This is a genomic window from Cellvibrio sp. PSBB006 (assembly GCF_002162135.1).
Classification (GTDB): Bacteria; Pseudomonadota; Gammaproteobacteria; order Pseudomonadales; family Cellvibrionaceae; genus Cellvibrio.
Genome location: NZ_CP021382.1, coordinates 2,708,575 through 2,735,431, shown reverse-complemented (window position 1 = coordinate 2,735,431; position 26,857 = coordinate 2,708,575). Strand labels below are relative to the sequence as shown.

General features: G+C 52.4%; 22 protein-coding genes and 1 pseudogene. 13 read left to right on the top strand and 10 right to left on the bottom strand.

Translation table 11 applies throughout. The features are described from left to right. Positions 1 to 12 precede the first annotated feature (12 nt). From CBR65_RS11425 to glnA, 6 genes are all read right to left on the bottom strand, one after another. Positions 13 to 1,536, bottom strand: a complete 1,524-nt coding sequence (locus tag CBR65_RS11425) for a methyl-accepting chemotaxis protein (protein ID WP_087466967.1) — start codon at positions 1,534 to 1,536, stop codon at positions 13 to 15. Positions 1,537 to 1,806: 270 nt separating this feature from the next. Further along, positions 1,807 to 3,297, bottom strand: coding sequence for a methyl-accepting chemotaxis protein (locus CBR65_RS11420; protein WP_087466966.1), 1,491 nt, complete (start codon positions 3,295 to 3,297; stop codon positions 1,807 to 1,809). Positions 3,298 to 3,660: 363 nt separating this feature from the next. Further along, positions 3,661 to 5,079 carry a nitrogen regulation protein NR(I) gene (gene glnG, locus CBR65_RS11415; RefSeq protein WP_087466965.1) on the bottom strand — a complete coding sequence of 473 codons (1,419 nt, stop codon included), beginning with the start codon at positions 5,077 to 5,079 and terminating at the stop codon, positions 3,661 to 3,663. Then, positions 5,066 to 6,139 carry a nitrogen regulation protein NR(II) gene (gene glnL / locus CBR65_RS11410; protein ID WP_304441681.1) on the bottom strand — a complete coding sequence of 358 codons (1,074 nt, stop codon included), beginning with the start codon at positions 6,137 to 6,139 and terminating at the stop codon, positions 5,066 to 5,068. Before glnL ends, glnG begins: the two co-directional genes overlap by 14 nt. A gap of 200 nt (positions 6,140 to 6,339) precedes the next feature. Next, positions 6,340 to 6,906, bottom strand: a complete 567-nt coding sequence (locus CBR65_RS11405; protein ID WP_087466963.1) for a DUF4124 domain-containing protein — start codon at positions 6,904 to 6,906, stop codon at positions 6,340 to 6,342. Positions 6,907 to 7,043: 137 nt separating this feature from the next. After that, positions 7,044 to 8,444, bottom strand: a complete 1,401-nt coding sequence (gene glnA / locus CBR65_RS11400) for a type I glutamate--ammonia ligase (protein WP_087466962.1) — start codon at positions 8,442 to 8,444, stop codon at positions 7,044 to 7,046. 590 nt (positions 8,445 to 9,034) lie between these two features. Here glnA and CBR65_RS11395 point away from each other — a divergent pair. Both CBR65_RS11395 and thiI read left to right on the top strand, forming a co-directional pair. Further along, on the top strand, positions 9,035 to 10,246 hold the full coding sequence (locus tag CBR65_RS11395; RefSeq protein ID WP_232461172.1) for a cation:proton antiporter: 1,212 nt from the start codon (positions 9,035 to 9,037) through the stop codon (positions 10,244 to 10,246). A 239-nt stretch (positions 10,247 to 10,485) separates the two neighbouring features. Then, positions 10,486 to 11,964 (top strand): tRNA uracil 4-sulfurtransferase ThiI, encoded by a 1,479-nt coding sequence (gene thiI / locus CBR65_RS11390; RefSeq protein ID WP_087466961.1) that lies wholly within the window; start codon positions 10,486 to 10,488, stop codon positions 11,962 to 11,964. A 142-nt stretch (positions 11,965 to 12,106) separates the two neighbouring features. On the opposite strand, the gene CBR65_RS11385 is transcribed toward thiI, so the two are convergent. Continuing rightward, on the bottom strand, positions 12,107 to 12,883 hold the full coding sequence (locus CBR65_RS11385; RefSeq protein WP_087466960.1) for a helix-turn-helix transcriptional regulator: 777 nt from the start codon (positions 12,881 to 12,883) through the stop codon (positions 12,107 to 12,109). A gap of 163 nt (positions 12,884 to 13,046) precedes the next feature. On the opposite strand from CBR65_RS11385, the gene CBR65_RS11380 reads away from it, so the two are divergent. The 3 genes from CBR65_RS11380 (at position 13,047) to CBR65_RS11370 (ending at position 17,282) form a co-directional block, all read left to right on the top strand. Then, positions 13,047 to 14,294, top strand: coding sequence for an MFS transporter (locus CBR65_RS11380; protein ID WP_232461171.1), 1,248 nt, complete (start codon positions 13,047 to 13,049; stop codon positions 14,292 to 14,294). A 193-nt stretch (positions 14,295 to 14,487) separates the two neighbouring features. Next, positions 14,488 to 16,311, top strand: a complete 1,824-nt coding sequence (gene typA / locus CBR65_RS11375; protein WP_198300720.1) for a translational GTPase TypA — start codon at positions 14,488 to 14,490, stop codon at positions 16,309 to 16,311. Between the two features lie 164 nt (positions 16,312 to 16,475). Next, positions 16,476 to 17,282, top strand: coding sequence for a sulfite exporter TauE/SafE family protein (locus CBR65_RS11370; RefSeq protein ID WP_087466959.1), 807 nt, complete (start codon positions 16,476 to 16,478; stop codon positions 17,280 to 17,282). A 55-nt stretch (positions 17,283 to 17,337) separates the two neighbouring features. Here the strand turns inward: CBR65_RS11370 and CBR65_RS11365 are convergent, their stop codons facing one another. Then, positions 17,338 to 18,006 (bottom strand): alpha/beta hydrolase, encoded by a 669-nt coding sequence (locus CBR65_RS11365; protein ID WP_232461170.1) that lies wholly within the window; start codon positions 18,004 to 18,006, stop codon positions 17,338 to 17,340. Between the two features lie 278 nt (positions 18,007 to 18,284). Here CBR65_RS11365 and CBR65_RS11360 point away from each other — a divergent pair, with 278 nt between their 5' ends. From CBR65_RS11360 to CBR65_RS22490, 7 genes and pseudogenes are all read left to right on the top strand, one after another. Next, on the top strand, positions 18,285 to 18,461 hold the full coding sequence (locus CBR65_RS11360) for a YezD family protein (protein WP_087466958.1): 177 nt from the start codon (positions 18,285 to 18,287) through the stop codon (positions 18,459 to 18,461). An 83-nt stretch (positions 18,462 to 18,544) separates the two neighbouring features. Next, the gene (locus tag CBR65_RS11355; RefSeq protein WP_087466957.1) at positions 18,545 to 19,603 is read left to right on the top strand and encodes a porin; all 1,059 of its coding nucleotides are present in this window, start codon (positions 18,545 to 18,547) and stop codon (positions 19,601 to 19,603) included. 115 nt (positions 19,604 to 19,718) lie between these two features. Then, on the top strand, positions 19,719 to 20,729 hold the full coding sequence (locus CBR65_RS11350) for a sulfate ABC transporter substrate-binding protein (RefSeq protein WP_087466956.1): 1,011 nt from the start codon (positions 19,719 to 19,721) through the stop codon (positions 20,727 to 20,729). 66 nt (positions 20,730 to 20,795) lie between these two features. Next, positions 20,796 to 21,620 (top strand): sulfate ABC transporter permease subunit CysT, encoded by an 825-nt coding sequence (cysT, locus tag CBR65_RS11345; RefSeq protein WP_087466955.1) that lies wholly within the window; start codon positions 20,796 to 20,798, stop codon positions 21,618 to 21,620. A gap of 73 nt (positions 21,621 to 21,693) precedes the next feature. Next, positions 21,694 to 22,518: a sulfate ABC transporter permease subunit CysW gene (cysW, locus tag CBR65_RS11340; protein WP_369825663.1), complete on the top strand. Its 825-nt coding sequence runs from the start codon at positions 21,694 to 21,696 to the stop codon at positions 22,516 to 22,518. Positions 22,519 to 22,644: 126 nt separating this feature from the next. Then, a complete protein-coding gene (locus CBR65_RS11335; protein WP_087466953.1) occupies positions 22,645 to 23,703 on the top strand; it encodes a sulfate/molybdate ABC transporter ATP-binding protein in 1,059 nt (352 codons plus the stop codon). Positions 23,704 to 23,730: 27 nt separating this feature from the next. Further along, positions 23,731 to 23,853 (top strand): annotated as a pseudogene (locus CBR65_RS22490) (hypothetical protein); the annotation flags it as partial. Here the strand turns inward: CBR65_RS22490 and CBR65_RS11330 are convergent. Continuing rightward, positions 23,843 to 25,057, bottom strand: coding sequence for an MFS transporter (locus tag CBR65_RS11330; RefSeq protein ID WP_087466952.1), 1,215 nt, complete (start codon positions 25,055 to 25,057; stop codon positions 23,843 to 23,845). The pseudogene CBR65_RS22490 and the gene CBR65_RS11330 overlap by 11 nt on opposite strands. Before the next feature lie 74 nt (positions 25,058 to 25,131). Next, a complete protein-coding gene (gene hemH / locus CBR65_RS11325; protein ID WP_087466951.1) occupies positions 25,132 to 26,154 on the bottom strand; it encodes a ferrochelatase in 1,023 nt (340 codons plus the stop codon). 272 nt (positions 26,155 to 26,426) lie between these two features. Here hemH and CBR65_RS11320 point away from each other — a divergent pair, with 272 nt between their 5' ends. Next, positions 26,427 to 26,849: a DCC1-like thiol-disulfide oxidoreductase family protein gene (locus CBR65_RS11320; protein ID WP_087466950.1), complete on the top strand. Its 423-nt coding sequence runs from the start codon at positions 26,427 to 26,429 to the stop codon at positions 26,847 to 26,849. Positions 26,850 to 26,857 lie beyond the last annotated feature (8 nt).

Sequence of the window (26,857 nt, the reverse complement as noted above, 5' to 3'; positions counted from 1 at the left end):
AATTTTTATTCATTAACTCTTCGCCAATTCCGCCGACGAATCCAGCACCACATTGCGCAGTTGTTGGTTTAGCAGCGCTTGATGCTGGATCAAAATATTAGACAGATTGCTTAATGCTGACACCTGCGCTTGCATCTGCGAATTGCGTTGTTCTACCGTGGCGGCATTGGCACTCATCTGCTGGCTCACCTGATCCTGCTCTTGTGTTGCCTGGGCGATGGATTGGTTGAGTTGATTGATCGACAACAAGGATGCCTTAAGCGTATCCAGCGATTGCGCTACGTCTATGCTGTTTGCTTCCGTCTCCCGGGCGATGCGTTGGCAATTTTTCATGATGTCCAGTGTTTCTTCCGAGCCTTTTTGCAGCGTTTGCACCAAGCCGAAAATCTCGCCGGTGGATTGTTGGGTGCGACCTGCCAAGGCGCGAACTTCTTCGGCGACCACCGCAAAACCACGCCCATCTTCACCAGCGCGGGCCGCTTCGATAGCAGCATTAAGCGCGAGTAAATTGGTTTGTTCTGCAATACCGGTAATCACGCTAACGACTTTATCAATCGTGTGGCAAGCCTGATTCAGGTTGCTCATCTTGTCTGACGCCAGTGTCAGGTACTCATTAATATCATGGCTGGATTTCACCACCATGCGTAACGAACGTTCATCTTTATAGGCATCTTCCACCGCGCTGGCCGCTGCAGCCGCGTTGTCGGCGATGTCATGCACGGCGCGCGACAGGGTGGTGACGGATTCGGCGAGGCTGTGAATATCCATTTGAATGGTTTCGCTGTCCTGGTGTAACTGTTCGCGTTTTACATCCAATTCCTGCGCGGAGGATTGCAATTCATCGGATACTTTATTGACCTGAAACAGCAATTTTTTCAGGCAGCAAAGCAAGCGGGAAAACTGTTGTAATTCGGTGCAGGAGCTTTCGATCTGGATGCGAAAATCAATGGTATCTTCGTCGCGCATCATCTTTTGTGTGGTGACCATTAGCACATCACCGACTTCAACTTCGCGACGGGCATTGCGCGTAAAGAAAATCAGGAATGCTGTCTCTGCAATCACATAGCCGGCGTGGATAAAGACGCGCAACCAATGATCAGTCATATCGCGAAATAACCACACACCCATATCGGAATGTTGCAGATAACAGAACACCAGATGATGCACCGCAACTAACGCAGCGGTGATCACCAGTGGTAACCAGTCGCGGTATACCGCGATAAATGCCAGCACAACAAAAACCCCGAAATGCATTTCTATCAAGCCGTGTGCCTGATGAATGTGCAGGGTGACGAATAGCATCGCAATGCTAGCCAACACGACGGAGCTTAATCGGGTGGCAGGTCGCACGGTGTAAATCATCACGGCAATAATTACCAATGGTATACCGACGATGAATGCCGCTTTCCAGGTGTCAAACCAGGGGGCAAGTGCAAGGGCGTAGGTGAATTCCAGGATGATGGTCAGGAGGAACATCTTGTCGGCGCGCAAAGCTCGGCTTTTGCGTAGCCCATCGAGCGTGGTGAGCGATGTCATGCTTAAAGTCCTGTTTAACTAACGATGAGAGTACCGTGAAGATAGATCCTGTTCAGGTATGGATAACTTTAGTTGATGTTTTTGGGGTGAGCAAAATTAAAGCAATATTTATATGTCTTTATAAATAATGTGCATAGGTTTTTATTTTTTTCTGTGAAAAGTTTAGTTTCTTAAAACGAATTTGCTTTGGAAACAGTTTAAATGAAGAAAAGGAGATATAAAAAAGCGATATTGCAACGCAATATCGCCCAAGCAAGGCTCTGGCTGGTTTTAAATCTTGAAGTTGTCTATCTGCTCTTTGAGCTCACTGCTTTCCTGGGTGAGGTGTCCGGCGCTGGCGCTGACGACATTGGCGTTTTGCGAGACTTTGCCGGACAAGTTGTGGATCGCAGAAATATTTTTGCTCACCTCATCCGCGACTGAACTTTGTTGATGTGAGGCGGTGGCAATCTGGTGGTTCATGTCGTTGATCACGGTGATATTCGCGCGAATTTTATCGAGCGCTTCACCGACGCGTGCGGCGGTGTCGATGGTTTCGCGTGCGGAGGCGGTGCTGGTGTTCATGGATTGATGGGCTTCGTCTGCCGCGCGTTGCAATTGCACAATGATCGATTCAATTTCTTCGGTGGAGTCGCGGGTTTTTTGCGCGAGGGAGCGAACTTCGTCAGCGACCACCGCAAATCCGCGCCCTTGTTCGCCGGCGCGCGCGGCTTCAATGGCGGCGTTGAGAGCGAGCAGGTTGGTTTGTTCGGCGATGGTACGAATCACTTCCATCACAGAGCCGATATTCACACTGTTTTCTTTCAATATCTGAATTTTCTTCGCTGTTGCATCAATCTGGTTGGTGAGGCTGTTGACGTTATTGAGTGACAGATTGACTACCTGGTGTCCTTCATCGGCCAGGATGCTGGTGGCGTTGGTTCGCTCAGCGGTATCGCCGGCGTGCTTGGCGATTTCGGTGGCTGAGGCCGACAGTTCTTCCACGGCGGTGGCAACCAATTCAATTTCTTTTAACTGTTGGCCGGTGGAGGTGACGGTGCTGTCAGTGGCAGCGGCCATATCGCGGACGTGGTCGCGCACTTTGTCATTGACCTGCACCACGTTGCGGATGATGTCGGCGATATGTTCCATCACGCGATTAAAGTTGTGGGCCAATGCGGCAATTTCATCGCGTCGGGCGGTGGACAAACGGCGGGTCAAATCGCCGCCGCCGTCAGCGATGGAGGCGAGGGATTGGGTCACTTCGGCTACCGGTGCCAGCACCAGTCGGCGGGTCAGCACGTACACTGTCCCCAGACTTGCCAACAGCAGCAAAACCACGACCAAAATATTGTTCTTAACCTGGCTGCTCAGTACCTGGTCGACTTCATGGGTGGAGAAAGTAATGTCGTAGCTGCCGATATTGCTGCCGTTGTACACAATCGGAATGGCGGTGTGGGGAACCTGGCCGTCGCCGAGCTGGGCATCCTGGGCTGTGGCCAGTGCTTTGCCACGATGATCCACAATGTTGATGCCAGTGATGAGCGAGGTATTGACCAGGGATTTGGCAATGGCTTCAATCTGCTGGAAATCATAGGCGAACACGGCTTCCAGTAAGGAGGAGTTAGTCAACTCGATCATGGTCTGGCTGTCGTGGGTAAATTTTTCCTGTAGTTCGTTGGCGGCAATGCGGTAGTTGGCAAAGGCCACGATCATGGCAATCAAAACCATGGCGGCGCTCAGCCAGCCCATCAATTTGGTGAGCAGAGAACGTTCAACCATCTTTTCATACTCCGATTTTTTATTATTCAGGTGTCCGCCGAGGTCTGGCGGGCCGGGATAAGGCAGACAAAAACAATCCCGTGCGGTGGTTTATAAGAATGTTTCCGGGTGCGCGAAAACCACTGTCGTTATTGATTAGCCTAGTTGGGTTAACGGCATAGTCAATAAAACATTAAGGGTTATAACCAAGTGTTTGGAAGATAAAGTTTAGGATGAGGAATGTTGTTAACAGCGACAAATCCCGTAGGTCGGATTAGCCGCAAGGCTTAATCCGACGCGTTATTCCTACGAAGAGATGCACGATACTTCGGCGAGAAACTGTCGGATTACGCCTGGCGGCTAATCCGACCTACGGAGGAAACGTTATTCTTCGGTACCGCCGGACATGCCCAGGTCTTTCAGTTTGCGGGTCAGGGTATTGCGGCCCCAGCCGAGCAGATTGGCAGCGTCGCGTTTGCGCCCGGCGGTGTATTTGAGTGCGGTTTCAATCAGTGCGCGCTCAAAGGTTGGTACCGCTTCGCTGAGCAACTGGTGGTGACCGCGTGCCAAAGCCTGATCGGCCCAGTGGCGTAAGGCTTTTTCCCAATCGTCCGCCGGTGTGCTGCCTTCTTTATGGTCCAGCAGTTCCGGCGGTAAGTCTTCAATATGCACTTCCCGGCCGGATGCCATCACGGTAATCCAGCGGCAGGTATTCTCCAATTGGCGCACGTTGCCTGGCCATTGCAGGGAACAGAAAAACTCTTCGGTTTCCGGCAGCAACACTTTCGGGTCCACATTCAATTCGGTAGCGGCTTTATGCAGGAAGAAGCGCGCCAGCTTGGGAATATCCTCGCGGCGATTGGCGAGCTTGGGGATATGAATCCGGATCACGTTCAGACGATGGAACAAGTCTTCACGGAAGCGGTTCTCCGCCACCAGATGTTCGAGGTTCTGGTGGGTGGCGGCGATGATGCGCACATCCACCTTGATCGGCGTATGACCACCAACGCGGTAGAACTCGCCATCGGCCAGCACGCGCAGTAAACGGGTCTGGGTTTCCGCCGGCATATCGCCAATTTCGTCGAGAAACAGCGAGCCGCCGTTAGCTTGCTCAAACCGCCCCTGGCGTTGCGAGGCAGCTCCGGTAAAGGCGCCTTTCTCATGGCCAAACAACTCGGATTCCATCAGATCTTTAGGGATCGCGGCCATGTTCAGCGCAATGAACGGACCGTTGCGGCGCGGGCTGTGGCGGTGCAGAGCGCGTGCCACCAGCTCTTTACCGGTACCGGACTGGCCATTGATCAATACGGTGATGTTGGATTGGGACAAGCGACCGATTGCACGGAAAACTTCCTGCATGGCCGGCGCTTCACCGATGATCTCGGTGTTGGCATCGATGCTCGCCACACTGGTGTGTTCGCTCTTCTGTTCCTGGGCATGAGCCAGGGCGCGCTGGGTCACAGCTACGGCGTCATCCACGTCGAAGGGCTTGGGCAGATACTCAAAAGCGCCACCCTGATAAGCCGCTACCGCACTGTCCAGATCCGAATGCGCCGTCATGATGATGATCGGCACCTGCGGATGATTGGAGTGCAGATTGGTCAGCAGCGCCAGACCATCCATCCCGGGCATGCGGATGTCGCTGATAATGGCATCGGGCACTTCGCGGTTCAGTTGGCTCAGCGCACTGTCACCCGAGTCAAATACCCGCGTGTCAATGTTGGCTTGTTGCAGGGCCTTTTCCAGCACCCAGCGGATGGAGCGATCATCATCAATAATCCAGACACGATTAGACTTCTGCATGTTGTACTTCCATTGGTAGGTAGAGAGTGAAACGGGTTTGGCCCGGCTCACTCTGGCACTCGATAAGGCCGTGGTGTTGATGGATAAGGTGTTGCGAAATCGTTAAGCCCAGTCCGGTGCCTTCAGCGCGCCCGGAGATCATGGGGTAGAAAATGTTTTCGATCATGTCCTGGGGAATACCGGGGCCGTTGTCCAGGATGTCGACGCGGCACACCAGCGGATGATGGCGGCGCCCGATAGTGAATTGCCGTTGGATGCGGGTACGCAGGCGAATCACCCCATCGATCATGCCCGCCTCAAGCAATGCCTGCATGGCGTTGCGCACGATGTTCAGGAACGCCTGAATCAGCAGCTCCTTGTCGCCCATGATGTCCGGAATACTGGGGTCGTAATCGCGCACGATCTTGACCGCATCGTTGCTTTCGGCGTGGATGATGGTTGCCACTCGCTCCAGCGCTTCGTGGATGTTGAGTTGCTTGTGCTGTGGCAGCTGGTTGGGGCCGAGCATACGATCAACGAGGTTACGCAGGCGATCTGCCTCGTCGATGATGATATTGGTGTACTCCTGCAAGCCGCTGTCCGGCAGTTCCCGCGCCAGCAATTGGGCGGCTCCGCGAATACCGCCCAGTGGATTCTTGATCTCATGGGCCATGCCGCGAATCAGGTTGCGCGTGGTCTCGTGGGATGAGGCCAGCATCTCCTCGCGGCTGATACGCAGCAGGCGGTCAATTGGCAGGATTTCGATGATCAGGCCTTCGTGGTCGCCAAAGGGCGTCACCGTGTAATCCACGGTGATATGGCCACCGCTGAGCAGCTGCCATTCAGCATGGCGCTTGGTGTAGTGATTAGCCTGAACGGCGGCGAGTTTGAGTTGTTTTTCGGTTTCGTTGGATTCGTGGAAGAAGTAGGTGATGGGCTCGCCGATATTGCGTTCACAGCTCATCGACAGTAAGGCTTCGGCAGCCGGATTCATATGGCGCAGGAGCAGATCGCCGTCCACCAGAATAATGGCTGTACTGAGGCTGTCGAGCAGCGGTTTGTGAAGATCGCGAGGGCTCACCGATTCATTAACTCCTGAATGCCTTGGCACTGGGCACATGCCCGCTCGTGTGCTTGGTCTGTGTGCATCACCTATGCAAAAAGCAAACCAAATTAAGAAGTGCTTGTTTTTAGGCGTTTTCAGTGGTGAGTCTAGTTGGTGTGAGCGGGTTTTGCACCAAGTTGGTGCTGCCCGCTTTTAGGGCTTGGGCATATGGCGCATTATGTCTTGGGCTTGGGTTTCGGCGTAGGGGCAGTTTGCTGTTTAACGGTGGGGCGAATGACATTGACGACGACCGGGGCAGACTTGCCCAGGGAGTTGCCATTGCTATCGATAACTTCGACTTCCAGCGTGTGGCTACCGCGAAAGACATCCTGCACCACAATGTTGCTATCGCGAGTCTCTTCCAGCAATTCACCGTTCATAAAGTAAAGCAGCCAGTGATCACCGGCCAGGGGCGGGTTGAGCGTGATAGCGATCCCCAAATCCCTTTGCCCTGGCGGAATAGTTACATTCTCGCGGGGGCTGATGATGTTTACCTGATAGTTGATGGCTTCCTGCTGATTATCTTGCCGGGGTTCTGGAAAATTGTCGGCGTTTTCGGGTGGCAGGGTGTTGATGGGTGGGAGATCCACCGCTTCTGCGGGTTGATCGCCGCGGGGCTTATCGGTGTAGATGACCTTGCCGTCCTTGTCGACGGTTTTATAGATTTGTGCACTGGCACTGGCGCTGGCGCTGGCGGTCAGGGCAAGAGCAAGGAGTAAACACAGGAACGGACGGACGGGCATAGGTGCTTCCTCAAACGATTTCAGCAAGATTACTCCCGCCGCCGCAAAAGAAAAAGCCCGTTCAGGTGACTGAACGGGCCTTACGTAATCCATTAACCAACTTGCATCACCTGCCGGAGCAGGTGATGCCGGCAGGTTTACACGCTGTAGTAGAGTTCGAATTCTACCGGGTGCGGAGTCATGTCAACACGTTGAATGTCGGCACGCTTCAGCGCGATGTAAGAATCGATGAAGTCTTTGGTGAACACGCCGCCAGCAGTCAGGTAGTCGTGGTCAGCTTCCAGAGACAGCAGTGCTTCTTCCAGGCTGGCACAAACGGTCGGGATTTCCGCTTCTTCTTCTGGCTCCAGGTCGTACAAATCTTTAGTCGCTGGGTCGCCAGGGTGAATCTTGTTCTGAACGCCGTCGATACCCGCCATCAACAGAGCAGCGAACGCCAGGTATGGGTTAGCTGTCGGGTCAGGGAAACGGGTTTCGATACGCTTGGCTTTGGCGCCAGATACGAACGGAACACGGATAGAAGCAGAACGGTTACGGGCAGAGTAAGCCAGCATTACCGGCGCTTCGAAGCCTGGAACCAGACGCTTGTAGGAGTTGGTAGACGCGTTACAGAAAGCATTCAGTGATTTAGCGTGCTTGATGATACCGCCGATGTAGTACAGGGCAGTTTCGCTCAGGCCAGCATAAGCATCACCGGCAAACTGGTTAACGCCAGCTTTAGAGAAAGACTGGTGAACGTGCATACCTGAACCGTTGTCGCCAATCAGCGGCTTCGGCATAAAAGTAGCGGTTTTACCGTACTGGTGAGCAACGTTGTGTACGCAGTACTTCAGGATCTGTACTTCGTCCGCTTTTTTCACCAGGGTGTTGGCGCCAACACCGATTTCACACTGACCGGCGTTAGCCACTTCGTGGTGGTGAACTTCGATTTCCAGGCCCATAGCTTCCATGGCATTACACATGGCGGCACGGATGTCGTGCAGAGAGTCGATCGGCGCAACCGGGAAGTAACCACCTTTTACGCGTGGTGCGTGGCCGGTTTTACCTTCGGTGTCAGCACCTGAGTCCCAGGCGGCTTCTTCAGATTTGATCTTGTAGAACGCGCCGCCCATGGTGCTGGCGTAGTGAACGCTGTCGAAGATGAAGAATTCAGGCTCCGGACCAAACAGGGCTTTGTCGCCCAGGCCGGTGGACTTCAGGTACTCTTCAGCGCGACGGCCGATAGAGCGTGGGTCGCGGTCGTAGCCTTGCATGGTGGCAGGTTCAACGATGTCGCAACGCACGATGATGGTTGCTTCGTCGTAGAAAGGGTCCAGCATAGCGGTAGAATCGTCCGGCATCAGGATCATGTCGGATTCGTTGATGCCTTTCCAGCCGGCGATAGATGAACCATCGAACATTTTGCCTTCTTCAAAGAAGGTGTCGTTTACGACGTTGGCGGGGTAGGTAACGTGTTGCTCTTTACCTTTGGTATCGGTAAAGCGCAGGTCGATCCAGCGCGCTTCGTGTTCTTTGATCAAGTCCAGAGTCTTAGACATTGAATGCCTCCAAGTAAATGAGTAGCCACCATAGCTACAAGTCAGTAATCATTTTTATCCCGCGCTCTTTCCACCTCGCCACCCCGGTAGCGAGCAGAGCGAGAACCAGGGTGTCCGAAAAGGGGCAAAATATATGCCATCTCGGAGAAATAGCAACGGGCTTGTAAAAATCAGGCTTTGCGGAAGATTGGGACCCAAGCTTTTTTATCAAAAGCACCAAAATATTGCACACGATTTTTGCTTTGCACTTTTTTGGTGCCAAATTGAGCGGCGGGGTAGATGGTATCCACCATCCCTTGCTTTAAAATCTCTCAACTTCTTTTTAGCGCGCCAACAGTAGGCTTTCCGGTGATTCATCGTCAAGCTCCCAGCACAAATAAATCCCTACTTTGGCACTTGGGGGCACTTGGGGTTGCGTTCCGGCGTCTGTGAGCACGTCCAGGCTATCGCGGGGATAGCTTTAAACAATTGACCGCCACCCGCCCGGCTTTGTAGAAAGGCGGCGCCATGCACGGTGGAGATTCGCTGCACGGTTTATCGGTTGTGATGTTCTGTCACTTTATTCCCCTAAAAAATAGCCTGGATTAGCCATGCCTCATGCCATGAACACCACGGAAATCTTCCTGATTGCCATGACGATTATCTTCACCGTGCCTTATTTCATCTGGCGCGTTGGAAAAACAGATTACTGGGCACCGCTGGTGGTGGTGCAGATTATCACCGGCATTTTGCTGGGGCCGGGCATTCTCGGTGCCTTCTTCCCTGACTACTACGCCTTTGTCTTTAACCCCTCGGTGGTCACCGCGCTTAACGGTATTGCCTGGTGGGCAGTGATGTTGTTTGTGTTTATCGCTGGTGTTGAATTGGATCTGAGCAAGGCCTGGCAATATAAACGCGAAAGCGGCATCACCGCCGGGTTGGCCCTGGGGATGCCCCTGGCCTTCGGCTGCGTGGCCGGCCTGGGCATGTTGATGTTTGAAGGCTGGTTGGGGCCGCAGGGTATGCCCTGGCAGTTTGTATTGGGTGTGGGGATGTCCTGTGCAGTGACTGCCTTGCCAATCCTGATTTTGTTGATGGAGAAGCTGAATATCCTGCGTCAGCCCATCGGTCAGCGCATCCTGCGCTACGCCAGCCTTGATGACATTGCGATCTGGGGCGTGCTGGCGCTGATCCTTCTGGATTGGGATCGCGTGGGGCGCCAGGGTATGTTCCTGGTTGGGTTTGCGGCGGCCAGTTATCTGTATCGCAAGTTGATGGTGGCGATTCCTGAGCGGGATCGCTGGTACGTGAGCCTGGTGTGGCTGGCAATTGGAGGTTTTGCCGGCGACTGGTCGGGATTGCATTTTATGGTCGGCGCGTTTCTGGCCGGCGCGGTGACGGACAGCCATTGGTTCAATCAGGAGGAGATGGACAAGCTGCGTCATCACGTGTTGCTGGTGATCATGCCGGTGTTTTTCCTCAGCACGGGGTTGCGGACCAACTGGGATGTGGGGGGCACCATGGTGTTTATTGCGGCGGCGGTGTTATTGGTGGCGTCGGTGAGCGGTAAGCTGGCGGGTGTGCATCTGGCGGGCAGGATTTTGAAATGGGAGAAGGGGGAGGCGTCGATCATTGGTTGGTTGTTGCAGACCAAGGCGTTGATCATGATTATTTTTGCGAATGTGTTGTTGGATAAACAGATTATTACGAGTGAGACGTTTACGGCGCTGTTGTTGATGGCGGTGGCGAGTACTATGTTGACGGTGCCGGTAGTGGCGCCGAAGCTGGAGAAGTTGCGGGACGTTATTTTTAGATCGAAATAAAGTCTTCTATTGGGCAAGAAGTACTCCATAAACGTTTGTTGTAAAGCACGGCATATCGAAAACGCGGTGAATACGTCCCTGTAGCTCCCTCACGTCATCCCTGACGCGAGGGTTTCGATATGCCGTGCTTTACAACAAACTCACTTCAGTGCGAATTTATGTCATTGATGCCTCAATCCCGGTCCAAGCGAACATAAGGTATAATCGCCGCCTTTTTCACCAGTCAGGCGCGGTTGTTCATGCATTTTATCGTCAAGGTTTTCCCCGAGATCATCATCAAAAGTCCGCCGGTGCGTAAGCGCTTTATCAAGCAGCTGCGCGATAACCTGCGGCGTTTGTTGGCGGATCTGGGGGTGGATATTGATGTGCAGCGCGATTGGGAGAAGATTGAGGTTGTAGCGCCCGGTGCGGATGCGAGGGTAACGGCGCAGGTGGCCGAGGTGTTGGCGCATACGCCGGGCATCGCGAATTTTTCGTTGATTCAGGCTTACCCGCTCGGTGACCTGGAGGATATCTTTCAAAAAACCCTGGCCCATTGGCGCGATGCGTTGGCTGGTAAAACGTTTTGTGTGCGCGTAAAGCGCCATGGTAAACATGACTTCGGTTCGGTCGATGTGGAGAAGTTTGTGGGTGGTGGGTTGTTGCATAACTCCCAGGCCAAAGGTGTGGATCTGCATAAACCGGACATTATCGTGCCGCTGGAAATCAAATGGGAGCGCCTGTTTGTTATCGCGAGCAAAACGCAAGGTCTGGGCGGTTTTCCGCTCGGTGCGCAGGACCCGGTTCTGTCACTGATTTCCGGCGGTTTTGATTCCACGGTGTCGACGTATTTGTGTATCAAGCGCGGTTTGCGCGCGCATTATTGTTTCTTCAATCTCGGCGGTCGTGCCCATGAGATTGGTGTAAAAGAAGTGGCTTATTATTTGTGGAATAAATACGGCGCTTCGCATCGCGTAAAATTCGTCACTGTGCCCTTTGAAGATGTGGTGCGTGAAATTCTCGAAAAAGTTGATAATTCCTATATGGGCGTGGTGCTCAAGCGCATGATGTTGCGCGCGGCGGAAAAAGTGGCGGACTCGCTGGAGATTCCCGCGTTGGTAACTGGCGAAAGTGTGGCGCAGGTGTCGAGCCAGACGCTGGTGAATTTAAATGTGATTGATCGCGCGACGGACATGATTGTGTTGCGCCCACTGGCCACCATGGATAAGGGCGAGATCATCGATATCTCGCGCAAGATCGGCACGGAAACCTTCGCCGCCAGCATGCCGGAATATTGTGGTGTTATTTCCGTAAACCCCACCACGCGCGCGAAATTGGCTCGCGCCGAGGCGGAAGAAGAAAACTTTGATATGGCGGTGTTGCAACGCGCTATTGACGAACGCATCGCGCAGAATATCGATGAAATTGTGGACGACCTGAATGCAGATCTGACCGTTCCGATTGTGGCGGATATCGTCGGTGCCGACCAGGTAGTGATCGATATTCGCCATCCCGATGAAGAAGAAGCGAACCCGCTGAAACTGATCGACGTCACCATCGAAAAGATTCCTTTTTATTCGCTTAACAAACAATTCCCGCAATTGGATGCCAGCAAACAATATTTGCTTTATTGCCAGAAAGGCGTCATGAGCCAACTGCATGCCGCCAACCTGAAAGATGCCGGACACACGAATGTTGGCGTCTATCGTCCGGAACCCAAGAGTGCATGCTCGATCTAGAAGCCGTCTCAAAATTCGATTGGCGAGACTCAGGCAAGGCGAAAAGTTGATGAGGAGCGGAGTTTACTTAAGTAAATGAGCACCGGAATCAGCTTTTCAACGCAGTATCAGGCCGCCAAGTGATTTTTGAGATGGCTTCTGGTTATCGTTGAAAATATTGGTTGGGCGTGACACCAACATTGCGTTTGAACATTGCCGAGAATGCACTGGGATTGGCGTACCCGAGGAAGTTGGCGATGCGTGCAATGCTTTCGCCTCGGCTAAGGCGGCAGAGTGCTTCGGCAAGCTGTACTTGCTGAACCCACTGGTGGTATTTCAGGCCGGTTTCTTTCGGAAATAAACGAATCAGGGTGCGAGCACTGGCACCCGCCATCTCGGCTAATTCATCGATGGTGTAAGTCACCCCGGGCGAATTCATAATCCGCTGGCACACGGTTTGTAAGCGCCGATCCTGTGGCCAGGGAATTTCCACCGGCTGGGTTGCAGCGCGGTCAATCTCCATCAAAATCAGCGCAACCAAATGTTCACCGCGTCCCGGCATTGGATACTCGGCCGGTTCTTGCAGTAAACCCAAAATCAATTCGCGTAGTAATCCCGACACAGAAATTGCCCGGCATTCCTTGCCGAGTGAAAGCCGGATATCGTCACTGACGTAAAGGGTGCGCATCTCCACCTCGGTCATCATAAACGAGTGATGTTCAACATTCGGCGGCACCCAAAGTGCGCGATGCGACGGGATTGTCCAGACGCTGTTGGGGGTTATCACCCGCATTACCCCTTCAACCGCATAAAGTAACTGCGCGCGCCGGTGCGTGTGGCTGGGAATCTCGTCGCCATTCGCATAATGCCCAGCCCAGGCCACTATGGGGCGCGGCACATGTTGAAGTTCTTCCGGGCTGCGCTGTTCAACAATACGCATGATCGTTCCCCCTTCTCCCATGGCTTGGCTGCGGTAAATGGACGGCTTTGATTTGTCACTTATTCGACATTTTATGTCATTTCTATTATTTCTGGCGCCTTATACTGGCCTGCCGAGCAATTACCGGCGTGATCGCCGCTTAATCCCTTTTTGAAGTCATGTTATGAGCCAGATGGAAACCCTTACTCCCGCTGGTGCGGTGCTGGGCGAGATACCGCCGGTTGTACCTGCTGCCAATACTTTTGATCCGACCAAAACGATCTTGCCGGTGATTGGCGCGGTCAGCTTTGTCCACCTGATCAATGATTTGATCCAATCTATCTTGCCGTCGATCTACCCCTTGCTGAAAACCGATTACGCGCTGAGCTTTACCCAGATCGGCATGATAACGCTCGCGTTCCAGATGACGGCGTCGCTACTGCAACCGGGCATTGGACTGTATACCGACAAACACCCCAAGCCTTATCTACTGCCCACCGGCATGCTGTTCACATTAGCCGGCCTGGTCATGCTGGCATTCGCCAACAATTTCACCTGGCTGTTGATTGCCTCTGCGATGATTGGTTTGGGTTCTTCGACTTTCCACCCGGAAGCCTCGCGTGTTGCACGTATGGCATCGGGCGGGCGTTTTGGTTTTGCGCAATCGTTCTTCCAGGTGGGCGGCAATGCCGGTTCTGCGTTTGGTCCCTTGTTGGCAGCGGCCATTATTCTTCCGCAGGGACAAGGTGCCATCGGATGGTTTACGTTGTTTGCGATTGTTGGTTTTGCCGTACTGTTTGGTGTTGCCCGCTGGACAATCCGTTCCCATGCATCACTTAAGAGTGTAAAAAAGCACGCGCACTTCGCACACCTGTCACGCGCTCAGGTTATCGGTGCATTAACGGTGTTGGCGCTGTTGGTATTTTCCAAATACATTTACATGGCGGCGTTTACCAATTACTACACGTTTTACCTGATCGAAAAATTCTCGACGTCCGTTGCCGACGCGCAATTGTTTTTATTTTTGTTTTTAGCCGCAGTGGCGCTGGGCACATTTGCCGGTGGTCCGATTGGCGATAAGGTTGGCCGCAAAGCCGTGATCTGGATTTCCATTCTCGGCGCCGCACCTTTCACGCTGCTCTTTCCCTACTGCAACCTGTTCTGGACGGCGGTGCTGTCGGTCGTGATCGGGCTGGTTTTATCCTCGGCGTTTTCCGCGATTGTGGTGCTCGCGCAGGAGTTGGTGCCCACTAAAATCGGCATGATTTCCGGGATATTTTTTGGTTTGATGTTTGGTATTAGCGGCGTCGCAGCGGCGGGATTGGGTGCTTTGGCCGACGCAACAACCATCGAACATGTGTTTGATTATTGTGCTTATTTACCCCTCATCGGCATGGTCACTATCTTATTGCCGCGTATGAGTCGCAGGTAATTGGCGGCGAGATCGCGTAACTTCTTCCGCTTCGCTGCCATTTTTCGACTAAAAAATCATCAATAAAACCCTATCTGTCATATCCCCGTCAGCCCGACATGGGTATAATGCGCGGCTTTTTACCGTCCTCCCTTGCCTCAGCTGGCGCCAAATCCAAGCCTCAGCTGGCGCCAAATCCAAGAGAAACAACACTGTGACAGATCAATCCGCTATCGAAAAACTGCGTAATATTGCCATCATCGCCCACGTTGACCACGGTAAAACCTCCATGGTTGACCAGTTGTTGCGTCAATCCGGCACCCTCGACCGTCGTGAGGATACCGGCGACCTGATCATGGATAGCAATGATCAGGAACGCGAACGCGGGATTACCATCCTCGCGAAAAACACCGCGATCAAATGGAACGATTACCGCATCAACATCGTGGACACCCCCGGACACGCCGACTTCGGTGGCGAGGTAGAGCGGGTTCTGTCGATGGTGGATTCTGTGTTGTTGATCGTGGATGCGGTAGGCGGACCTATGCCGCAGACCCGCTTTGTAACCTCCAAAGCCTTTGAACAAGGTTTGAACCCCATTGTGGTGATCAACAAGATCGACCGTCCGGGCGCTCGTCCGGAGTGGGTGATCGATCAGGTATTTGAGTTGTTCGACCGTCTGGGTGCTACCGAAGAGCAGCTGGATTTCCCGGTGGTCTACGCATCGGCATTGAACGGTGTCTCCGGTACCGATCTGAACGACATAAAAGACGACATGACACCCTTGTTCCAGATGATCGTCGACAAAGTTAAGCCGCCGGTCGTTGACCTGGACGGTCCCTTCCAGATGCAAATCTCTGCGCTGGATTACAGCAGCTATGTGGGTGTTATCGGGATCGGCCGTATCACGCGCGGCAGCCTGTCGCCCAACCAGCAGGTTGTGGTGGTGGACCATGAAGGTAATCAGCGCAAGGCCAAGGTATTGCAGGTGATGGGGTATCACGGCTTACAACGTATTGAAACTGGCAAGGCATATGCGGGCGACATCGTTTGTATTACCGGTGTGGACAAGTTGGGTATCTCCGATACCCTGTGTAGCCCCGATGCCGTTGAAGCACTGCCGGCACTGTCCATTGACGAGCCAACCGTCAGCATGACCTTCCAGGTAAACGACTCGCCCTTCGCCGGTAAAGAAGGCAAGTTCGTGACCAGCCGTAATATTAAAGATCGTCTTGAGCAAGAGCTGATTGCCAACGTGGCCTTGCGTGTTCAACAGGGCGACAGCCCGGACAAATTTATCGTCTCCGGTCGCGGCGAATTGCACCTTTCCGTATTGATTGAAAATATGCGTCGTGAAGGTTTTGAGCTGGGCGTATCGCGTCCGGAAGTGGTACAGAAAATTGTTGACGGCGAAGTGCACGAGCCCTACGAGCAAGTGGTTATCGACGTTGAAGAACATCACCAGGGTTCGGTGATGGAAGAACTCGGTCTGCGTAAAGGCGAGCTGACTAACATGGAGCCGGATGGCAAAGGCCGTATCAAGCTGGAATTCCTGTGTCCGTCGCGCGGCCTGATCGGTTTCCGTGGTCAGTTCCTGACCATGACCTCCGGTTCGGGCATCATGACCAGCATCTTCGACCATTACGGTCCGGTGAAAGAAGGTGAAGTGGCCAAGCGTCAGAACGGTGTGTTGGTGTCCATGGTGAAAGGTAAAACCCTCGCTTATGGTTTGCACCCGCTGCAAGACCGCGGCCGTTTGTTCCTCGGCGCCGGTGTGGAAGTATACGAAGGTCAGATCGTTGGTCTGCACTCACGCGGTAACGATTTGGTCGTTAACCCCACTAAAGCCAAGCAGTTGACCAACGTGCGCGCCTCCGGTACTGACGATGCCTTGACCTTGTCGCCGCCGGTTCGCCACACCCTGGAACAAGCGCTGGAGTTTATTGAAGACGATGAGCTGGTTGAAGTCACACCGCAAAGCATTCGTCTGCGCAAAAAGCTGTTAAGTGAAAACGATCGGAAGCGCTCCAAGAAATAACGCGCCACCTTTCAGGTAGTGAATACAATGCCCGTTTACGTCCGGCTATACCGGTGCGTAAATGGGCATTATTTTTTGCGGGCTTCCAGGTATTAAGACGCATTGATCACGAAAGCGCTTAGGCTGTTTTAATTCGCCCGTTATTAAATCTGTGTTTGATCATCATGCCTGAACTTTATTTTCTGTTATCGCTGTTGCTATTGGGGGCCGCCACCGGTTTGTTTGCCGGACTGTTCGGTATCGGTGGCGGTGGCATCATGGTGCCGATATTAACCCTGCTATTTATGGCGCAGGGTTTTCCTGAGCAGCATCTGGTGCATCTTGCGTTAGGAACTTCCATGGCAGCGATAGTGCCCACGGCCCTGGCCAGCGTCCGCGCACATCATGCGCGGGGCGCAGTATTGTGGCCGGTTGTGATAAAGATTGCGCCGGGTATTTTATGCGGCACCTTCGCGGCAACGTTTTTGGCCAGTTACCTTTCTGCCAAACCACTCGCACTGTTCTTCTCGTGTTTTATGGCCTTTGTTGCGCTGCAATTGATGATAGATCGCAAACCTCAGGCTGCACGTCAATTGCCAGGCGCAGTCAGTTTGTCGGCCGTGGGGGTGGGTATCGGGAGCATTTCGGCATTGGTGGCGATTGGCGGCGGCACGTTAACTGTGCCGTTTTTGACGTGGTGCAACGTTCGTTTACAAACGGCCATAGGCACCTCGGCAGCGGTCGGTTTTCCCATTGCGCTTGCTGGTGCCACGGGTTATCTGGTGAATGGATGGTCAGTAGATAATTTACCCGTTCACACGCTGGGCTTTATTTATTGGCCCGCCGTCATTGCAATGGCATTGATGAGTTTTATCACGGCACCGGTCGGCGCGAGGCTCGCGCATCGTTTACCCGTCGCGTTATTAAAAAAACTATTTGCCTTGTTGCTGATTGGTCTCTCCCTGCAAATGCTGTATTCACTGTTTGTTTAACCGATCCCGTAGGTCGCATTAGCCGCAAGGCGTAATCCGACACGCAAATGCAACCTTACGCGGCAACCCCGTTTCGATGGCTCGAACGAGTCAACAGTTTCTTAACAACATTTTTTGGCTTAACTCTCCGCACTAACAATTCCAATTGCTTTAATCCCTGCGGCCATACACCGATGTCGGAGTGGCTATTGATATGCCCCAGTTCTTTTATCCGCAAAAAATTCGCACCCCACAACAATGCCCAGTAGGCTGCCTTACTGTCCTTCATCCAGGGATCATTACTGCTCGCAATCAAATGCACGGGAACCGACAAGGGGCGGTCTGGCAGACGATCGGCGATCTGGAATTTATCGGGATCAGCAGGCGCCACCAACAACACCGCCGCGATCAGTTCCAGGTATTCCGCTGCGATAGATGCCGCCGCGAGTGCCCCAAAACTGTGTGCGATTAATACGCTGGGTCGATCAACCCCGGCCAGGGATTTCTTGATGGCATTGCGCCATTTATCCAGATCAGCTTCGTGCCAATTTTTTACCGCGATACGTTGCGCATTGGGCAGGCGATTTTGCCAGAGTGTCTGCCAATGATTGTCATCACTGTTATTCAATCCTGGCACAATCAACACCGGATGTTCTCCCACAACCTGCGCAGGATTAACTAACGCCTCGTCATCATGGGGCGCGTCAAAAAAGGGGGCATCAAAAAAAATCGGCTCGTGGCTCATGGTCGGCTCCGTTACCAATGTATGGTCGTTGTTCAATGGGTCGCGTTCATAGCGTTAGGGCGGAGCTTACTGGCTGGTTATATGAATGCGAAGGAATAATTTGTTCTGTGGTTATGCCTGAAATGTTTGCCGTTTTCCGGGTACGGCATATGCCAAAAAATGAGTCGCTTATGACTACGCATGTCATAAGCTAATAAAAAATAAATCTTTTGCGGCCAGATGAGCGTTGATTAGTATGGCGCCGTCGCTGAGCAATCAGTTGTTATTGAGATACCGTCATGGCAAGCCCAACGAATGAATCCATTGCTATCGATGAAGATGTGCTGAAGGAAATCAAGCAAATCCTGGCGCAAATTCAATACGGCTCGCTGGAAATATCTGTCCACAATGGCCGGATCGTGCAACTGGAACGTCGCGAGAAAAAGCGGTTTGATAAAAGCGAAAACGCTAAATAAATTACCGCGCATTCTAAAAGAACATACACACCATCAACACTGACCGGACCGCCGGAAGTGATAAGTTAATTCTGGAGATTAACATGTCATTTCAACACCTGCGGTCGTTGCGTCGATCGTTTTACACGCCCACACTTTTTTCATTAGCTGTGACTGCGGCCTTGGGGCTTAACGCTCAGCACGCGTTGGCTAATCCGCCGATTATTTACGGAAAACTGAATATTACTCTCGATCAATTTGATCACGAAGGCGCGGCTCGCGTCATTGCTCTCCAGGCTCCTGCTGTGGTTGACCAGTGGGAGCTTAATTCCAATGCTTCACGCTTGGGGATCAAAGGCGAACAGGCATTAGAGAATACCGGTTTGACGGTGGTGTATCTCGCGGAATACGAAACTGATGCGGACGACGGCGGTAGCAGTCCCTTTGTACAACGCAATATTTACGCCGGATTGCAAGGCAGCTTTGGTCGCGTGATTGGTGGAAAATTCGATACGCCGCTAAAAGTCATCGAAGGCAAAGTTGATCAGTTTAACGATCTGAAAGCAGACATTGATGTTCTGCTCGGCGGTCAGAATCGCGTGAACAATATCGTCCAATACTCCACACCCAGGCTCGCCAAATTATTCACCGCCAATCTTGCGTTTGTTACGCCGGAAGGTGCGGATGTAGATCTCGACGGCGAGGTAGACGATGGTTTGACCGATACCCTTTCCGCGTCGTTGGTTGCAGATAACGGCATTTTTTATGGCGCTATTGCCTACGACAGTAACCAACTGGCGCGTCGCAGTCTCGATGGTATTGTCCGTGCTGATGTAATCCGAGCGGTGGGCACGGCCAAACGGGGCTCATTTGAATTGGGAGCACTGGTGCAACAAGCCAGCGATGTTGTTGCCGGTAGCGAAGCAGAGGACACCAGCTATTTAATCTCCGGCGCCTGGAATATCGACAGGTTTAAAGTAAAAGCGCAATACGGCATCGCCGAAGCAAATGTCAGCGACGAAGAAGGCACGCTGGCAGCAGTGGGCCTGGACTATAGCCTGGGTAGCAAGACCAAGATATTTACCTACTATTCCGCGCTGGATGTGGATAACGCCGACCTGGCGGATAACACCTTTGCCGTTGGTTTTGATCACAGTTTTTAAGGGAAATCATGAAGTATTTTTCAAGCAATTACCGATGTTGCTGCGCATAGCCTGATTCACCATGCCAACACTTATTCGATTTATATACACGCTTTTTTTTGTAAGGAACCTGATCATGATTACTCGTTATCTGAAAAATACATTGCTGGTCCTGTCACTTGGCTTTGCCAGCGTTGCATACGCGCAGGATGTCAAACTATTAAACGTTTCCTATGACCCTACGCGCGAACTCTACGTGGAATTTAACAAAGCCTTCGCAGACCATTGGCAAAAAGCCAACAAACAAAAAGTCAGCATCAGCCAATCCCATGGCGGAGCTGGCAAGCAGGCGCGTGCCGTTATCGATGGCCTTGAGGCAGACGTTGTGACTCTGGCATTGGCCTACGATATTGATGCTATCCATGAAGAGCGTGGATTAATTCCCAAGGATTGGCAGTCACGTTTGCCGCACAACAGTTCGCCCTATACATCGACTATCGTGTTTCTGGTGCGTAAAGGTAATCCCAAAAATATCAAGGATTGGGATGATCTGGTAAAACCGGGCATTGAAGTCATTACGCCAAACCCGAAAACCTCGGGCGGCGCGCGCTGGAATTATCTGGCCGGTTGGGCCTACGCGAAAAAGAAATATAGTTCGGATGAAAAAGCGCAAGCGTTCATCGAAAAACTCTACAAAAACGTCCCGGTCCTGGACTCAGGTGCGCGGGGATCGACCACAACATTTGCACAACGCGGTATTGGTGACGTTTTTCTCTCATGGGAAAACGAAGCGTTTCTCGCTGAAAAGGAATTTGGCAAGGGCACCTTTGAAATTGTGGTTCCTTCGCTGTCGATTTTGGCTGAACCGCCCGTGACTATCGTGGATAAAAATGTCGACAAGCACGGTACGCGTAAAGTTGCACAAGCCTATCTGGAGTTTTTGTATAGCGAAACCGGCCAGAACCTTGCGGGTAAACATTTTTATCGTCCGCGTGATTCTGCGATTGCAGCCAGGTACGCAGCGCAATTTTTGAACGTTGACCTGATTACCGTGGATGAGGAATTTGGTGGTTGGCAGAAAGCCCAGAAAACCCATTTCAATGACGGCGGTGTGTTCGACAAGATCTACAAGCCTGGAACGAATTAACGTCTGCTGAGGGCAGCGCCCGCAATAAAACACAAATTCAGTGCGGGTTTTTTTTAAAGGTGTTTCATGAGTCGTCGATCTTCTGTTATTCCCGGTTTCGGGTTGTCCCTTGGCTACGCTGCATTTTATGCGAGTTTGATTGTGTTCATCCCGCTCGCCTTTTTATTTGCCAAAGCCATGACGCTTACCTGGTCGGAGTTTTGGGCAACGGTGCTCGATCCGCAAGCGGTAGCGAGTTATCGCTTGAGTCTCGGCGCTGCGTTTATTGGTGCGCTGATCAATTTAGTGTTTGGGTTTGTCGTAGCCTGGGTGCTGGTGCGCTACGATTTCTTTGGCAAAAAAATTGTTGATGCCTTGGTGGATTTACCTTTCGCCTTGCCCACCGCCGTGGCGGGTATTGCGCTCACTGCACTTTACGCACCGCAAGGCTGGATCGGCCAATGGCTCACGCCACTCGGCATTAAAGTGGCTTACACGCCGCTGGGCGTGATCGTCGCGTTGACTTTTATTGGTTTGCCCTTTGTCGTGCGCACCGTGCAGCCGGTGCTGGAAGAATTGGAACGAGAGATTGAAGAAGCCGCCGCGAGTTTAGGTGCAAATCGTTGGCATATCTTCCAGCGGATTTTATTGCCCGCGTTGTTACCCGCCTTGCTCACCGGCTTCGCGTTGGCATTTGCCCGCGCGGTGGGCGAATACGGTTCGGTGGTGTTTATCAGCGGCAATATGCCGTTTCGCACCGAGATCACGCCCTTATTAATTGTCTCCAAACTGGAGCAATACAATTACGCCGGTGCTGCTGCCCTGGCGGTGGTGTTGTTAACCTTTTCCTTTGTCCTGCTGTTGCTGATCAATTTCTTGCAACACTGGAGTAGCAAGCGGGCAGGAGCCTAGTATGAGCGGTGCTGTATCTTCCCTGGGCCGTCGCACCCGCAAAGCGACCGATGCCACCACAGAACCTTTATGGATGCAAATGACGTTAATCAGTATGGCATTGCTTTTTTTAGCGCTGTTTTTAGTGGTGCCATTAATCGCCGTATTTACCGAAGCCTTTTCGCGCGGTGCCGATGTGTATTGGGCGGCCATTACCGAACCCGATGCCTGGCATGCGATTACATTAACCTTGTTGGCGGCAGCCATCGCTGTGCCGCTCAATGTCATATTCGGTTTGGCCGCAGCCTGGTCGATCACCAAATTCCAGTTTCGTGGCAAGCAGGCATTGATCACCTTGATCGATTTGCCTTTTGCTGTCTCGCCGGTGGTGGCTGGTTTAATTTATGTGCTGCTCTTCGGCGCGCAGAGTTGGTTTGGCCCCTGGCTCTCCGACAACAACATACACATTATTTTTGCCGTGCCGGGCATTGTATTGGCCACCGTGTTTGTCACCTTTCCGTTTATCGCACGCGAATTAATTCCCTTGATGGAAGAGCAGGGCACATCCTATGAAGAAGCGTCGCTCACGTTGGGCGCCAGTGGTTGGCAAACTTTTTGGCGAGTGACGTTGCCGTCCATTAAATGGGGTTTGCTCTACGGCATTATCTTGTGTAACGCGCGTGCCATGGGTGAGTTTGGTGCAGTGAGTGTCGTTAGCGGCCATATTCGCGGCCAGACCAACACGCTGCCGTTGCATATTGAAATTTTATACAACGAATATCAATTTGCGGCGGCCTTTGCTGCTGCCTCGTTACTTGCCGGTTTGGCATTGATCACGCTATTGGTGAAATCTTTACTGGAATGGCAGCACACACGGGAGCGCGAAAAATCCATCCGCGCTGCCCAACAACAAACCTGACTGACCATCCGTAGGTCGGATTAGCCGCAAGACGTAATCCGACACCATGGTGGCCAAAGGCATTGTCCCTGACACCAGAGATTCCAAAAAAGTAGCACTCTATTTATTCACGCAACGAGAAACATCATGAGCATCCAGGTCAAAAAAATCCACAAAAACTTCGGCAGTTTTTCCGCGTTGAATAACGTTTCACTGGATTTCCCCACCGGTGAACTGGTCGCGCTGCTTGGCCCCTCCGGCTGCGGTAAAACCACACTCCTGCGCATTATTGCCGGTCTCGAACAACCGGATAGCGGCGTAGTGGAATTCCACGGCGAAGACGCCACTAACGTCCATGTGCGCCAGCGGCAAGTAGGTTTTGTGTTTCAACACTATGCACTGTTTCGTCATATGACGGTGTTTGATAACGTGGCCTTCGGGTTGACCGTGCGACCCAAACACACACGCCCGAATAAAAAAGACATTGCTGAGCGCGTTCATGAATTGTTGCGCCTCGTGCAACTGGACTGGCTCGCCGATCGTTATCCGGATCAGCTTTCCGGCGGTCAACGTCAACGTATTGCCTTGGCTCGTGCGCTCGCGGTAGAACCAAAAGTGTTATTGCTCGATGAACCCTTCGGTGCACTCGATGCAAAAGTCCGTAAAGACTTGCGTCGCTGGTTGCGTCGTTTGCACGATGACTTGCATATCACCTCGATCTTTGTCACCCACGATCAGGAAGAGGCCATGGAAGTAGCGGATCGCATTGTGGTGTTAAACAAAGGTAAGATCGAACAGATCGGTTCGCCGGATAAGGTTTACAATAATCCTGCCAGTCCATTTGTGTATGACTTTATCGGACAGGTGAATTTATTTCACAGTCGTGTCAGCGAAGGCTGGGCCCATATCGGCGATTACAAATTACCGGCCCCGGAACACGCGAGCGTTAAAGACAGTGCTGCTGTTGCTTATGTTCGGCCGCACGATATTGAACTACAAGCGGAACCCCAGGGGGAGGGTTTTATCGAAGCGACAGTGGACAGTATCAGTACGGCGGGTTCGGTGTTGCGCATTGAATTGCGCCATGCACTCAGCGAGGATATTTTTCATGTGGAATTGCCGCGCTCGCAGGAACGTTTAATTCATTTACAACCTGGCGCCAGGGTTTATGCCAAACCTGTTAATTCCAAGGTGTTTTTGCAATGATTGTCAGATTAGGCTTCTTGGTTCTCTGAATTAACCCCCCAGCAATGGTGGGCAAAAGATGAAACCCTCGATCAACGCATCCGCGAACGCTTCAGCGATATACACGCCCAAGCCACACGCTGTAGCCGGGATCAAGTTTTTAAGTTCTGAAATAAACCCGCCGGATGTATGGCAACTTCACCAACACCATGATGCCAAACACAGCCGCCGCTGCGCCGAGCAACCACTGCAAACTCACCCATTGTGCGCAAGCACCGAAGATAAACGCACCCAGTGCCGGGCCGGCGCGAAAGATCAAACCGTACAGTGCCATCACCCGGCCTTTCATGGCAGGTTCGCTCAGTGTTTGCGCCATGGTTTGCATACCGATATTGCACACCACATGAAAAACACCGGCAATGGCGATGATCAACACCACCCATTCTAGTTGCGTCGTGAATGAAAAAATCATCAGGGTTGCAGCAATACCGATGGCGGCACCGAAGGTGATTTTAATTAAATGATCGGCGGGCTTGGCTTTTAACATCCAGATTGCGCCGAGCAAAGCACCGAATCCTTGCGCGCTCATTAACCACGACAAGGTTTGCGGGCCACCGCGCAAAATATCCCCCGCGATAGCTGGAAATAATTCGCTGAACGGCCGCGCGAGTAACGCAAAACCCAGTGCCAGCGCAAACAGTGCCGCAATCACCGGTGTGTGACGGATATAGGAAAATCCTGAATGGATGTCGTGCAGAATATGCGCGGTGCGTGGCGATAAGCCCGGTCGGTTAATGTGATGGCGTACCCATACGATCACAGTCACCAGTGCGATAAACGAAAACGCATTGATCAGAAAAACCTGTTCGATATGGCCGGTCACCATCACCAGACCGGCAATCGCCGGGCCGAGACTGCGGGCCAGGTTCACAGCAATGGAATTGGTGGCGATGGCCTGCGACATGCGTTCCGGCGGCGCCAGTGAACCGATCACCACCATGCGCACCGGTTGATTAAAACCTTGCACGCTGGCATCGGTGATCGACCACGCGAGTAATAACCAGATGGTCAATACGCCGCTGGCCGTCATGGCCCAGAGGACCAGCGTCAGCAGAATCAGCAATGTTTGGGTGAGTAACATCAGACGAAAAGGATTGCTGCGATCAGTCACCGCGCCCGCCAGCGGTGCGACCCACAAGGCCGCGATCAAATCGCTCATGGCAATGGCGCCTACCCAGGCTGGCGAATGGGTCAGTTCCCAGGTCAACCAACCCACTGCCGTTTTTTGCATCCAACTGCCGAGCGACGATAAACCGTGCCCGGTGCTGAATATCACAAAGTAGGGAATGCCATGGCGGGTTGCTAAGGAATGCATGAATGTCTTGACCAGCAAACTCCTCCGTTTACGCCGCAAGTGTGGTGTCGGATTGCGCTACGCTAATTCGACAGTCATAGCTTCTTGCGGATAATGTCGACCAGCGCATTAATATGATCGGGGCGATCATTCAAGGCGGGAATATAGTGGTAGGACTCGCCACCGTGATGCAAAAAAATCTCGCGATTCTGTTCGGCCAATTCTTCCAACGTCTCCAGGCAATCAGCACTGAATGCCGGCGATACAATCGCAATATTTTTGACGCCTTTGGATGGTAACTCCTCCAGCGTTTTATCGGTATAAGGCTGCAACCATTCCGCGTAGCCAAAGCGCGACTGAAAAGTGGATAAACAGATGTCTTTATCGAGCCCCAATTTTTCCGCCACCAGGCGCGTGGTCTTCATACAAAAACAATAATAGGGATCACCTAAATCCAGGTTACGTTTCGGCATGCCGTGGTAAGAAAAAAGTATTTTTTGTGGTAAGCCCTGCGTATCAATATGCTCTTTGATGCTCTGCGCCAGAGAATCAATATACAGCGGGTTATCGGCATAACCATTGACAAAATCCAAGGCCGGTACCCAGCGCCAAGTCATCAACTCCCGCGCGATGGCATCGAATACAGAGCCGGTGGTGGGTGCGGCGTATTGCGGGTACAGCGGCAACACAATGATGCGGCGAATACCGGCTTCACGAAATTCCCGCAGCGCACTGGCGATGGATGGGTTGCCGTAACGCATGCCCAGTTTGACACTGACGTCGCTGCCCAGCTCTTGTTGAATGGCGGCCAGTTGACGTTGGCTGATAGCCAGTAAGGGTGAGCCTTCGTCGGTCCAGATGCTTTTATATAACGCCGCTGATTTTTTCGGGCGCACGCGCAGGATAATGCCGTGCAAAATCAGCTTCCACGCCAGAGGCGGAATTTCAATGACCCGCGGGTCGGAAAGAAATTCTGCAAGATAGGTGCGCACCGAGGGTGTGGTGGGCGCATCCGGCGTACCCAGGTTAACCAGCAAAACCCCGGTGGTGACGCGCGGCGCCGTCTCTTTTTTGTGGAATAACGCATCAGCAGGTTGTTGCAGCGAGCTATAAGTCATGAAGCCTCCTCGACAGGTTGCGAAAAAATAGCCGCTTATACCGGATAAATCCAGTAAAAGATCGCAATCGTGCTAATTGGTTGCAAGCAGGTTGCTTGCGTTTAGCTTGTGCTGGTCACGCGGGGAATTTTTGTCGCCTTGCCTTGATTTATATTCATGCCTGATCCAGCCTTATAGTAAGCGCGTATAGACCCAGTAACGCACAGCGATTCATTAACTGCGTAGCTATTCATTAACGCGTCAATGCTGTCCTTTTTTGAAGGTGACCGATCGTGCGCAACTCGCCTGTTGTCAATAAATCCTCTACTGAAATCGTTTCATTTGTGCTGGATAAAGCCACCCTGTTTTACGATGGCCAATGCCCCATCTGCCTGCGCGAAATGCACTGGCTCAATAAATTCAAAGCGACGGGATTGCAATTGATCAATGTGCATGACATGTTGAGTTTGTCGGCGGATGAACGCGAACGCTTGTTGCGCCGTTTGCATTTGAAACAGGCGGATGGACGCTGGTTGATGGATATGGATGCGAGCGTCGCCGCCTGGTCGTTCACGCCCTTCGGCTTTTTATTACAGCCCCTGCGGTGGCGTTTGTTCGCCCGGCTGGTAGATCATTTTTATGAACGCTGGGCTGATAAACGCTACTGCCGGGTATACGGTTGTTCCCTGCCGCCAAGCGCTGCTGAAAAATATTGAGTGGGATA